The following is an 11,836-nucleotide window of genomic DNA, read 5'->3' on the forward strand; positions in this document are numbered from 1 at the left end:
CATGCCTATAATTGCTTAGTCATTGAATCCTTTCTAACACAGCCTTTGCATGTCCCTTGGCACGGATATTATAAAACGCCTCTTGAATTATCTCATCTTTTATGATAAAGGTGCTGCGAATGATGCCCATGACTTCTTTACCATACATCATTTTTTTGCCATAGGCACCATAGCGGGTTGCGACGCTTTTATCACCATCACTAAGCAACATATGCCCAAATTGCTGCTTGGTAATAAAATTTTTGTGTGTTTTGGTGCTATCAGGGCTAATGCCAATAACTAGAGCATTCTTGCTTTCAAATTCTGGTAGAAGCGCGCTAAATTCCTGCCCCTCCAATGTGCAGCCTGGTGTATTGTCTTTGGGATAAAAATAAAGAACAACAATCTTTCCTCCAAGATCCCTTAAGCTAATCTCAATGTCATCTTGATTTTTCAGGCAAAATTCTGGCGCTTTGTCTCCTATTTTTAACATGTCTCATCCTTTCGTGATTTTGTAATCCCCTTTTGCCACACCATTTCCATTTTCTGCCACTTGATGGGTGTGTGAGTTGTTTGGTAACAGTTGTTTTTTGGGAAATTTGCTTTTTTGGTATGGCATTCAATCAAAGAGGGTTTTATTATAGTATTCAAACGTAAATTATTAAAAAGGGGTCTTCATGCTTGCAAAAGGCTTTGTTTTCAAAACATTGGTGATTGGTATTAGTGCGATGGTTTTGTCATGGGGAGCGGCACCAGCGCCCTATCGCTCCAAAAATGGCATGGTAGTAACAAGCCATCCTTTGGCCAGCAAAATCGGGCAAGATGTATTGAATGCTGGTGGCAACGCAATTGATGCAGCTGTGGCTGTGGGCTATGCTTTGGCAGTGGTGCATCCTGCTGCAGGAAATATTGGAGGGGGTGGCTTTGCGATTATCCATCTTAAAAATGGCAAGAATCTAGCGCTAGATTTTCGAGAAACTGCACCATTGGCTGCCACAAGAGATATGTATCTGGATGCCAAGGGCAATGTAATCAAGGATGCGAGTGTTTTTGGATACTTGGCTGCTGGTGTGCCAGGCACAGTAGCTGGCATGAGTGCCATGCTAGAGAAATATGGCACCAAGAAGCTCGCAGATCTCCTAGCCCCCAGCATAAAACTCGCCCAGAATGGCTATAGGGTCTCCTATAGACAGGAACAGACTTTTGCTAAGATGAAAGAGCAACTACAAAAATTTGCATCCACGCGAAAATATTTTTTCAAACCCGATGGGAGCACCTACAAGGCAGGAGATCTGCTTGTCCAAAAAGATCTAGCAAATACCCTAAGACTGATTGCAAAAGATGGGCCGGATGCTTTTTATAAGGGGCCAATTGCAGATAAGATCGCAGAGGACATGAAGAAAAACAAAGGAATCATGACAAAAAAAGATCTAGCAAGCTATAAGGTCACATGGAGAGAGCCAGTAAGGGGCACTTATCGGGGTTATGAAATCATCTCCATGTCGCCGCCTAGCTCTGGTGGGGTACATCTCATCCAGATGCTCAATGTCTTAGAAAATGCCAATATCAAGCAAATGGGATTTGGTAGCTCAGATACCATCCACCTCATGGCAGAGGCAATGAGACAGGCCTATGCGGATAGGTCAGAATACCTAGGCGATCCAGATTTTATCAAAGTGCCTGTGAAAAAACTCATCGACAAGGCCTATGCAAAAAGCATTTATTCCAAAATCACCCCCAACGCCACTCCCAGCACAAAGCTTAAACCCGGTCTAGGTAGTTATGAAAGCAATCAAACCACCCATTATTCGGTGGTGGACAAAATGGGCAATGCTGTGAGCGTGACTTATACCATCAATGGCAGCTATGGATCGGGTGCGGCAGTCAATCATGCGGGATTTTTGCTCAATAATGAAATGGATGATTTTTCCATCAAGCCAGGTGTGGCCAATCTCTATGGTCTAGTGGGTGGGGATGCCAATGCCATCGCACCCAAGAAAAGGCCGCTTAGCTCGATGACTCCCACCATCGTATTGAAGGATAACAAACCCTTCATGGTCGTGGGCAGTCCTGGCGGGGCGAGAATCATCACGACGGTTTTGCAAGTGATTGTAAATGTGATTGATCATGATATGAATATCAGTGAAGCAATTTTGGCCCCACGATTCCACAACCAATGGCTACCCGATGAGATCAGGTTGGAGAAATACGCTGTACCAAAAGATGTGGCTGATGCGCTAGAAAAAAAGGGGCACAAGCTCTCAATAAAAGCTCCTATGGGCGATGTAAATGGCATCGTTGTCCTACCTAATGGTGAGGCTAGGGGCATGAGCGATCCAAGAAGAGAATTCTAAACCCCTGCCCTGCGCAAGAAAAATCCCAAGCACTTGCATCTAGCACTGCTTTCTCTGTGTCATTGCGCCCTACCTCACATCAAACGCCCCGGGGGATTGTGAGGCACGCCGCGCGCTCATCCCTTTTTTTGGTGCTTTGTGCACCCTGAAATTTTGTGCATCTTGAAATTTTATATGCCTTGAAATTTAAAAAGATCCTGCCACCACAAAAATCAAGCACAAGATCCGCTAAAAAACAGGATTTTTCTATCTAAAGCAAAAAGCCCACAGTCTTTTATGCCAAAACTATTTTTGTGAGAAACATCCAAGTGACATAAAAACTTTGCAAACTCCCTCCCCCCTTTTTTTTGAATCTTAAAAATTTCAATAAAGAATCACGGTGGTTTTTTGTGGTCCATGAACCCCAAAAACCGTCTGCAGCTCAATATCTGCTGTGCGCGATGGCCCCGCGATAAATAGGATGTTTGTAGGCAGGACATCCTGCATTTTTTTGAGATATTCAAGCCCTTCATAGAGATTGGCTAGGATCTTTTTAGAATCTAGCAGCATGATACAATGAGGAGCGATGAGGGATGTGAGCCTAGGAGAGGCAGTCGAACTCACGATGCCTACAATTCCCAAATTTGCAATACCCACGCGCGCCTCTATGATGCTAGCCTCAATCCCAAAAAGCTCCTCCCTATTCTCTTCGATACTCTTATCATAGGGCAAGGTCTGCACGCCTTCAATCTGAGTGATGTAAAGACTCAAATCTGTGGCACAGAGCAGCTTTTTGATGCCAGCATTCTTGATGACCTCCTTTAGATCCTGCTTGAGATTCTCTGGGTTTGAATGGATGAGCTCTGCTTTGTTTTTGCTCTGAAATTGGATGAATTCCTCAAGCAGACTCTCTTCTTCGTGTTTGATGCCATCAACAAAATGCGTTTGGAAATTGAATTTTTCGCGATATTGCAGTGCATGCCTGATATTTTTTAAAATCATTTCTTTACTCATAAATGACCCCCTTTAGCTTTTGGATTTGCTGATGAAGACTCGCATCAATGGGGGGAAACACACGATATTTCGTCCATTTGTTTAGCACAGGAATCATCGGATGCAAAAGCTTTCCAAGCCCACCAAAATTCCTTACAACCCAAAGCATATTCCTCCACTTGCTCCCAGAAGTCGCAAAGGAAGCAAAGCCATTCATCATTTTTTGCTCCATCGCATGGCCAGGGCTATTTTTTTGATAGCCCAGCACCTTACCATACCCCTGCCCTACCTTTTCGCTACGCAAATCGCGAATCAATTCTGCTAGAGGGATCTTCACGGGGCAAACTTCTGAGCAGCGCCCACAAAGGCTGCAGAGATTAACAATGGGCGCACAGTTATTTATCCCAAAAAGCTGGGGTGAGATCACTTCGCCAATGGGCCCGGGATAAGTACTAAGATAGGCATGTCCGCCAATCTTGTCATAGACAGGGCAGTGATTGAGGCAGGTACCACAACGAATGCAGCTTAGGGATTTAAAAAAATTCTTATCATTGAGCATGTTGGAGCGATGATTGTCTACTAAGATGACATGCACCTCTTTGGGGCCATCTTTCTCGCCTTCTTTTCTAGGAGAGGTGATGATGTTATTGTAGCAGGTGATGGGTGCGCCTATGGCAGAGGGAGCTAGCAGTGTCCCTAGCACGGATGCATCCTCAAAGCTCTCAATCACCTTTTCGATTCCACAAATTGCTACATGGATGTCGCATGCCGTGGTTGTCATGCGGCCATTGCCCTCATTTTCTACCAACCAAATGGCCCCTTCATTGGCGATAGCAAAATTCACGCCAGTAAGGCCAATTTTGAAGGTTTCAAATTCCTTGCGCAGATGCTTTCTTGCAATGGCATTGAGTTTTTCAGGCTGGGTTTCTAGCGGGGCTCCGAGCTTTTCTTTGAAGATCTCACCAATTTCGTAGCGATTTTTGTGGACGGCGGGCACGACAATGTGCACTGGTGTTTCATCGATGAGCTGGATGATGAGCTCTCCTAAATCTGTTTCAACAGCTTGAATCCCTCTTTGCTTCAAATAGGTATTAAGATGGATTTCCTCGCTGATCATGGATTTGCCCTTCAAAATCGAGGTGGCATTGTTTTTTTTGATCAAATCAAAAATAATCTTATTGGCATCTTCCCCCGTGCTTGCCCAGTGCACCTGAATGCCATTGCGGGTAGCATTTTTTTCAAAGCGCTCCAAGAGTTCATCTAAATGCGTGAGTGCCTTGATTTTTACCTGTCTGCCCTGCTCTCTTAGGTCTTTCCATTTGGTGTAGCGAGAATTGATGAGATTTCTGCGATTGTTTTTGAGCGTGTCCATCGCAGATTTGAGATTGGTGCGGAGTTGTTTGTCTATGAGTTTATGCTGGATGATTTCTTGATAGTCTTCTGAAGAATGATAGAAAGTTTTCATGATAAGTCCTTAAATTCCTGCTCTTTGGGCCAAAAAATCATAAAGGTGCATGGTTTTGATATTAAGCCCCATTTTTTGCATTTTGCCAGAGATATTCATCAAACAACCCCCATCTCCAGCCACCAAGCAATCCACTTGGCGAGCCTGTATGTCTGCGACTTTTTCCTGCACCATCGCATTGGAGATCTCTGGCTCTTTGACACTAAAAGTCCCACCAAATCCGCAGCACTCCTCTTCTCTTTCTAACTCGATGAGGGTGACATTTTCTAGTTGGTGGAGGAATTTTTTTGCTGAGGGGATGCATTGAGCGACGCGCAATGCGTGACAATTAGAATGCCAGGTGATTTTGATGGGCTCGCCCTTGTCTTTGAGCTCTAGCTCTGTTTTTTGATCCAAAAATTCAGAAACCTCATACACACGGGAACAAAATTGCTTCACACGCTCATATTCATGATGCCCCTCAAAAAGCTCAAGATAATCATGCTTCATCATGCCCGCACAAGATCCACTTGGCAAAACGATGGGATGATCTCCAGAAAAAAGCTCCACATTATAAAGCGCGACCCTCCTGCTCTCCTCAAAATATCCCGAGTTATAACTAGGCTGCCCACAACAAGTCTGATCCTTTTTGAAAATCACCTCCATCCCCGCATGCTGCAATAACTTGATGGCATTCACACATGCGCTGCTATATGCGATGTTTCCCAAGCAGGTCGCAAAAAAATAAACCTTCACTTTCACTCCTTATGTCAGTCAAAATTGGAATATTCTAGCAATAAAAAAATAAAATTCAGATTTTTTGATTGATTTTTTTGAAATAGAACAGGGATAAAACACAGAGCAAACCAAATGGGATGAGCATCATAATCTCTGGGGGGAGCAGCCCGCTGATACTGAGTTTGCCAAAAGCAAAAAACAAGCCCCAGATAACCAAGGCAAGAACAATGAACATAAAACCCAACAGCGCGAGATTGCTGTAGCGAGAGAGCGTGGGTGCATAAAAACCAATGATGATAGAAGTCAGTGGGACAAAAAACGGAATCAAGATAAAGGCATACAAAATAGCACGAATCTTTTCACTATTGCTATCTTGATTTTGCAGGATAATGAGGGATTGGATCGCATCGATGATAGAAACTGAGGGTTTATTTTGGTAGATGGTGTCTAAAATTTTTGGGCGGAACCCCTTTAGGATTTTTAATTTATCCACCTCACTGACCTCTAAGCCAGCCTTGCCTAGAGTCGTCTCTTCGGGGACTTTGGAGATGCTAGCATGACTTAGCACCCAATAATTATGCAAAAAGATCGCATCTTTAGCCTGAGCAAAAGATTGCAGGCGTCCTTGTTTGTCTAACTCAAAGACCTTGATATTTTCTGCTCTTTTGATGAGGGGGTAGAGCTTTTGGAAATACACATAATTATTCTCATATTTTACGAGCAAATCCTCTGTGATATTAGTGAAATTCTCCTGAGACATGATAGCCTCTGCCCTCTCTTGTGCATACACAAATGGAGTGGCATTGAGCCCTACATAGAGAAAGGTGAAGGTGAGCGAGATAAAAAACACGGGGGCAAGGATTTGCTTGCGCGTGTAGCCAAGTGCTAAAAATGCGGTGTATTGGTTGGATTTGACTAAATTGAGATAAAAAATAATCGTGGCCAGCAAGATAGAAATGGGTAAAGTGTAATTGAGCGCATACAAAAAATCATAAGCGAAAAACAACACAATGAGGTTGGCAGAACTTGGGAACTGATCGAGATATTTGAGGCTATCAATACTGATAAAAAAAATCTCCAAAGCGCTAAAAACAATCAAGATAAAGCGAAAAAACTGCCTTCCCAAATAAAAAAACATCCCTAGCCCTTTATTGTAAAGAGATTTTGCATGCGCACAAAATCTGGGTTTTGCAAGAATTCCAAAAGAGCCCTCACACAATGCGTGATCATCTGCTTTTTCTCTTTCTCTTCAAATTTGCCTAGCACATAATCCACCACAGGAATGAGTGCACTCCTGCCGATGCCACAGCGCATCCTCTGATATGTATTGCCACAATTTTGATCGATGGATTTGAGTCCATTATGTCCGCCATTGCCTCCACCAGATTTGAATCGCACCGCCCCTACTGGAATGTCTAATTCATCATGAATGACTAAAAGATTTTCTATCTTGTAATAATCTTGCACCTTTTTCACACTTTGTCCAGAGAGATTCATGAAGGTCTGGGGTTTGATGAGAAAAAAATTCTGCTCCTTAGTCTTGTATTGGGCGAGCTCACACAAAAGCTTTGAATCATATCTAAAAGAAATTTTTATGCTATCAGCCAAAGCCTCTATGACTTCAAAACCAATATTATGTCGTGTATTTTGATATTGAGGACCTGGATTCCCAAGTCCCACAATGAGATGTGTCATTATTTTGCTTTGATGACACCAACAATGGCAACAGATGGCTTTTCCATCACTTTGATATTGGGATGCTCTGGGAGATCGCGCACCAAAATCGAATCTCCCACATCCAGCTTTGAGACATCTAGCTCATACACATTGATGAGATGCTCTGGGGCTGCTTGCACACTCACGCGCTTTTTGGGATAGATTAAAACACCTTTGTTTTTGAGCCCCACGGGCACGCCCACGGCTTTGACTGGGATCTTGTATTTTGCTACCACACCCTTTTGTGCGAGCATCAAATCCACATGTAAAATATTAGAAGTTACGGGGTCTTTTTGATATTCTTGCACCACCACATCCAGCATCTTCCCACCCACACTCACGGGGAAAACCAAATGCGTTTTGCTTTTGATGGTGCGGATGAAATCATTGAGCTTGAATGCGCAATGAATATTCTCCACCCCTTTTCCATAGATATTTGCAATTAGATAACCATCGTTTCTTAGCGCCTTTACTTCAGCTTTAGAAATACTCTCTCTAACTTTTCCTTCCAACATTTCTGCATCCTTTTAAAAATAAATTTCGTCCCTTCTTTGCAAAAAGCCTTTTGTTTAGAGTCTAATAGGAGACGACGCCCAAACGACTAAAAGACGCAATTATAGCACATTAGCTTGGAATTTCCTGCACATATCCTGCGCTCTCTTTTTTGGGCAGGGTTTTGCACGTAGGGATGGCCAACACAAGAAAATGCCGCTGACGCTCTAGCAGAGTCAGGGTGATTTTATCTCCCACGCGCACTTCTTTGCTAGATTTTGCCATCTTGCCATTGATGCTCACTAGCCCATTATCACACATGTCTTGTGCGATCGCGCGCCTTTTTAGGATATTTGTGATATTGAGAAATTTATCAATCCGCATGGTGACTCCTTAGATTTTCGCTCTTGTCTTGCCTGCAAATTTTTGGGGCAGCTTCCAGAATTTTAACGCAGTTTTTTGATTTTTGTTTTTGAGAATTTATAGATCCTAGAGGCCCTATCCTGATACAATCCCCGCGCATCCATCACCCATACATCGCTATGCTCCTTTGCCCATTGCAGAGAGAATTCCTGCGTGCTTTTGTTGGCCGAAGAAGAATAGATTTTAGAAAATTTTTGCAAAAATAATAAATGCTTACTATCTTTTACCACGCGGAAGGCTTGGGTATTTTTATAGACAAAAGTCGTCTTTTTGGCTCGGCGCAGACGCTTTTGATGCGCCCTTGGCACACGCACATACTGCTTTAGCACACAAAGACTTGCAACTTCTTGCAAGACTTTTTTGCTTGCTTGGCGCTCTTTTGTTTGATTGAGCAAGAGGGGATCGCATGCCAATAGGCCTATGGTGGTGTCAGTCTGAGCGAGGTAGATGATGGGTCATCCTTGCAAAAAATCTTGCAATGCCCTAGGGATATGCACATCCTTTATGCGCATTTCCCTGATAGCATCACTTGCCACTCTAGCCCCCTCTAATGTCGTGAAATAGGGGATAGAGCTTTTTAGCACCTGTGCGCGGATGATTTTGGCATCTTCTTTGGCGCTTTGATTGCCTGGGGTATTGATGGCTAGATCAATCTCTCCATTGGTGATCAAATCTCTGATATTTGGTCTTCCTTCATGGATTTTCAAGACCTTTAGCGCCTCTATGCCATGATTTTCTATGATGCTATGCGTGCCACTTGTTGCAACAATTTCAAATCCCAATTCTTTGAAACGCCTAGCAATATCCACTGCGTATTTCTTGTCTTTTTCACAAAGAGAGATAAACACCTTTCCAGAAATAGGCAAAGTGTTTTTGCTAGCCATTTGGCTTTTGGCAAAGCTCAATCCAAAGCTATCACTAATGCCCATTACTTCCCCTGTGCTCTTCATCTCTGGTCCCAATAAAACATCCGCTCCCTGCAATTTATTGAAGGGAAACACAGATTCTTTCACAGCAATATGCCTACTTTTTTTGGGCTGGTAGATGCCATTTTCAACCTCCACATTCCCAAAGGATCCATAAAACTCTAATGCCTCCTTGAGATTGCCCTGCCACATCACGCGTGTAGCGATTTTGGCAAGCGGCATCCCTGTGGCCTTGCTTACAAAAGGCACGGTTCGTGAAGCTCTAGGATTTACCTCAATGAGATAAAGCGCATCATTATAGATTGCATATTGCACATTCATCAACCCTACTACACCAAGCTTTTTTGCAATTAATGCAGTGGTTTGCTTAATCTCTAAAAGCATTGCATCCCCAATCGTGATGGTGGGCAGGGAAGAAGCAGAATCCCCGCTATGAATCCCTGCTTCTTCGATATGCTGCAATATCCCACCAATATACACCTGCTCTCCATCACAGATGCAATCCACATCCAGTTCAATGGCTCCATCCAAAAATTTATCAATCAACACAGGAGAATCCTCGCTCACACGCACTGCCTCTTCCATATACGCACGCAAATCCTGCGCATTCTCTACGATGCGCATAGCCCGCCCTCCTAGGACATAACTTGGACGCACTAGGACTGGGAATCCTAGTTTGCTTGCTATGAGATGGGCTTCTTCTTTGTTGAAAGCAATGCCATTATCAGGTTGACGCAAGCCATGCTCTTTGACAAAAGCAGAGAATTTCTCTCGATCCTCTGCTATGTCAATGACTTTGGCAGATGTGCCAATGATCTTAATCCCAAATTTCGCAATTTCTTTAGCAAGCTTTAGGGGAGTCTGCCCGCCAAAATGCACGATTACGCCATCAGGTTTTTCTTTTTGCAATACTGCGCGCACAAATTCAAAGCCAATGGGCTCAAAATACAACACATCACTAATGTCATAATCCGTGCTAACTGTTTCTGGATTGCAGTTATACATGATGCTAGAGACGCCCATATCCTCCAATGCAAAACTCGCATGCACACAACAATAATCAAATTCAATCCCTTGGCCGATGCGATTGGGACCCCCACCAAGAATCAATACCTTTTTTTTCTCAGGATAAAAATCCTTTGGCAGATGGAAGCAAAAATCATAAAAACTCGAATAAAGATAGGGCGTGCGACTCTCAAATTCTGCCCCACAAGTATCCACCTCTTCAAAGACTGGCTCTACTCCCAGCGCCATGCGCGCCTGAGCAACCTCATTTTCTGTAATCTCTAGCCCTTCATTTTTCTGCAGTAAAAATGCCAGCATCCTATCGCTAAAGCCATATTTTTTTGCGGCTAACATTTCTTTTTTGTCCTGCAAGATTCCTATTTGAATACTCTTTTCAAACGCGATGATTTTTTGAATTTTTTGCAAAAACCACAGATCTATTTGACTAAGCTCTTGCACTTCTTCCAAACTCACACCCAAGCGATAAGCATCCGCAATATAGAGCAGGCGGTTGGCATTAGGGCGGCGAATTTCTTTTTTGATGGTTTCAAGATCTGTACTCATGGTATTGAAGCCAAAAAGCCCTGTTTCTAAGCTGCAGAGGGCTTTTTGCAAGCTTTGGTAGAAATTTGCACCAATTGCCATCACCTCACCAATACTCTTCATGGAAGTGCTTAATGTGCTATTTGCTTGAGGGAATTTTTCAAAGGTAAAGCGAGGGATTTTGGTCACAATATAATCAATGCTGGGCTCAAAGCTTGCAGGAGTGCCTGTAATGTCATTTTCAATTTCATCCAAACTAAAACCTACTGCAAGAAGTGTAGCAACCTTAGCGATAGGATATCCTGTAGCTTTAGATGCAAGTGCAGAGCTGCGAGATACGCGAGGATTCATCTCAATGACAATCATCCTGCCTGTTTGAGGATGAATGGCAAATTGCACATTGCTTCCTCCTGTGTCCACGCCAATTTCACGCAAGATGGCAAAAGAGCAATCCCGCATCCTTTGGTATTCTTTGTCTGTGAGGGTGAGGGCTGGAGCAATGGTGATAGAATCTCCTGTGTGCACTCCCATAGGATCAAGATTCTCTATGCTGCAAACAATGATGCAATTATCATTCTTATCACGAATGACTTCCATCTCATATTCTTTCCACCCTAGCAAAGACTCCTCAATCAAAATCTCATTAATCGGACTTGCTTCAAGCCCGGCCTTGGCAAGGGCCTGAAACTCTTCGATATTATAAGCCACCCCACTGCCTCCACCAGCTAGGGTAAAACTTGCGCGAATGATGATGGGAAACCCAATGGCTTTAGCAGCCTCAAGGGCTTGCTCTTCATTATAGGCATAAAAAGATTTGGGCACATCCATGCCAATTTTTAGCATCGTTTCTTTAAAGATTTGTCTATCTTCGCCCTTTTTGATTGCCTCTGGCCTTGCCCCCAAAAACTCTATTCCCTCAAGCATTCCCTTTTCATACATCTTCATTGCGACATTCAGAGCAGTTTGTCCACCCATTGTGGGCAAAATTGCATCTACTTTTTCTGTTTGGATGATATGATAAATCACTTCCTCAGTAATGGGCTCAATATAAGTCCTATCAGCAAATTCTGGATCTGTCATAATTGTCGCAGGATTGGAATTAATCAGCACTACGCGATACCCCAAAGATTTTAATGTTTTTACTGCCTGTGTTCCTGAATAATCAAATTCACAGGCCTGCCCGATGACAATGGGTCCTGAACCAATCAATAAAATTGTCCTTATATCCTCTCGTTTTGGCATGT

Annotated in this window: 11 protein-coding genes; 1 reads left to right on the forward strand and 10 read right to left on the reverse strand. The window is 43.3% G+C overall.

Annotated features, from left to right (window positions below; translation table 11 throughout):
• Nucleotides 1–19: 19 nt before the first annotated feature.
• Nucleotides 20–472, reverse strand: a complete 453-nt coding sequence (locus DQN48_RS04320) for a peroxiredoxin (RefSeq protein ID WP_013023132.1) — start codon at nt 470–472, stop codon at nt 20–22.
• A 184-nt stretch (nt 473–656) separates the two neighbouring features.
• Here DQN48_RS04320 and ggt point away from each other — a divergent pair, with 184 nt between their 5' ends.
• Nucleotides 657–2,333: a gamma-glutamyltransferase gene (gene ggt / locus DQN48_RS04325; protein ID WP_013023133.1), complete on the forward strand. Its 1,677-nt coding sequence runs from the start codon at nt 657–659 to the stop codon at nt 2,331–2,333.
• 363 nt (nt 2,334–2,696) lie between these two features.
• Here the strand turns inward: ggt and DQN48_RS04330 are convergent, their stop codons facing one another.
• The 9 genes from DQN48_RS04330 to carB form a co-directional block, all read right to left on the reverse strand.
• The gene (locus tag DQN48_RS04330; RefSeq protein ID WP_013023134.1) at nt 2,697–3,326 is read right to left on the reverse strand and encodes a LutC/YkgG family protein; all 630 of its coding nucleotides are present in this window, start codon (nt 3,324–3,326) and stop codon (nt 2,697–2,699) included.
• Nucleotides 3,319–4,770 carry a LutB/LldF family L-lactate oxidation iron-sulfur protein gene (locus DQN48_RS04335; RefSeq protein ID WP_013023135.1) on the reverse strand — a complete coding sequence of 484 codons (1,452 nt, stop codon included), beginning with the start codon at nt 4,768–4,770 and terminating at the stop codon, nt 3,319–3,321. The genes DQN48_RS04330 and DQN48_RS04335 overlap by 8 nt, the downstream gene beginning before the upstream one ends.
• Before the next feature lie 9 nt (nt 4,771–4,779).
• Complete coding sequence (locus tag DQN48_RS04340; protein WP_013023136.1) at nt 4,780–5,505, reverse strand: (Fe-S)-binding protein; 726 nt, start codon at nt 5,503–5,505, stop codon at nt 4,780–4,782.
• Between the two features lie 55 nt (nt 5,506–5,560).
• On the reverse strand, nt 5,561–6,625 hold the full coding sequence (locus tag DQN48_RS04345; protein WP_013023137.1) for an LptF/LptG family permease: 1,065 nt from the start codon (nt 6,623–6,625) through the stop codon (nt 5,561–5,563).
• Nucleotides 6,626–6,627: 2 nt separating this feature from the next.
• Nucleotides 6,628–7,182, reverse strand: a complete 555-nt coding sequence (gene pth, locus DQN48_RS04350; RefSeq protein ID WP_013023138.1) for an aminoacyl-tRNA hydrolase — start codon at nt 7,180–7,182, stop codon at nt 6,628–6,630.
• On the reverse strand, nt 7,182–7,718 hold the full coding sequence (locus DQN48_RS04355; protein ID WP_013023139.1) for a 50S ribosomal protein L25/general stress protein Ctc: 537 nt from the start codon (nt 7,716–7,718) through the stop codon (nt 7,182–7,184). The genes pth and DQN48_RS04355 overlap by 1 nt, the downstream gene beginning before the upstream one ends.
• A gap of 109 nt (nt 7,719–7,827) precedes the next feature.
• Nucleotides 7,828–8,079, reverse strand: a complete 252-nt coding sequence (locus DQN48_RS04360) for an RNA-binding S4 domain-containing protein (RefSeq protein ID WP_013023140.1) — start codon at nt 8,077–8,079, stop codon at nt 7,828–7,830.
• A gap of 62 nt (nt 8,080–8,141) precedes the next feature.
• Nucleotides 8,142–8,513, reverse strand: coding sequence for a Sua5 YciO YrdC YwlC family protein (locus tag DQN48_RS04365; protein ID WP_197711700.1), 372 nt, complete (start codon nt 8,511–8,513; stop codon nt 8,142–8,144).
• Nucleotides 8,514–8,573: 60 nt separating this feature from the next.
• Nucleotides 8,574–11,834: a carbamoyl-phosphate synthase large subunit gene (gene carB / locus DQN48_RS04370; protein ID WP_013023142.1), complete on the reverse strand. Its 3,261-nt coding sequence runs from the start codon at nt 11,832–11,834 to the stop codon at nt 8,574–8,576.
• Nucleotides 11,835–11,836 lie beyond the last annotated feature (2 nt).

Source organism: Helicobacter mustelae (assembly GCF_900476215.1).
Classification (GTDB): Bacteria; Campylobacterota; Campylobacteria; order Campylobacterales; family Helicobacteraceae; genus Helicobacter_H; species Helicobacter_H mustelae.

Coding starts and splice junctions, on each gene's coding strand:
- carB (WP_013023142.1), bottom strand. CDS start 11,834: ATGCCAAAACGAGAGGATATAAGGACAATTTTATTGATTGGTTCAGGA.
- DQN48_RS04330 (WP_013023134.1), bottom strand. CDS start 3,326: ATGAGTAAAGAAATGATTTTAAAAAATATCAGGCATGCACTGCAATAT.
- DQN48_RS04345 (WP_013023137.1), bottom strand. CDS start 6,625: ATGTTTTTTTATTTGGGAAGGCAGTTTTTTCGCTTTATCTTGATTGTT.
- pth (WP_013023138.1), bottom strand. CDS start 7,182: ATGACACATCTCATTGTGGGACTTGGGAATCCAGGTCCTCAATATCAA.
- DQN48_RS04355 (WP_013023139.1), bottom strand. CDS start 7,718: ATGTTGGAAGGAAAAGTTAGAGAGAGTATTTCTAAAGCTGAAGTAAAG.
- ggt (WP_013023133.1), top strand. CDS start 657: ATGCTTGCAAAAGGCTTTGTTTTCAAAACATTGGTGATTGGTATTAGT.
- DQN48_RS04335 (WP_013023135.1), bottom strand. CDS start 4,770: ATGAAAACTTTCTATCATTCTTCAGAAGACTATCAAGAAATCATCCAG.
- DQN48_RS04360 (WP_013023140.1), bottom strand. CDS start 8,079: ATGCGGATTGATAAATTTCTCAATATCACAAATATCCTAAAAAGGCGC.
- DQN48_RS04320 (WP_013023132.1), bottom strand. CDS start 472: ATGTTAAAAATAGGAGACAAAGCGCCAGAATTTTGCCTGAAAAATCAA.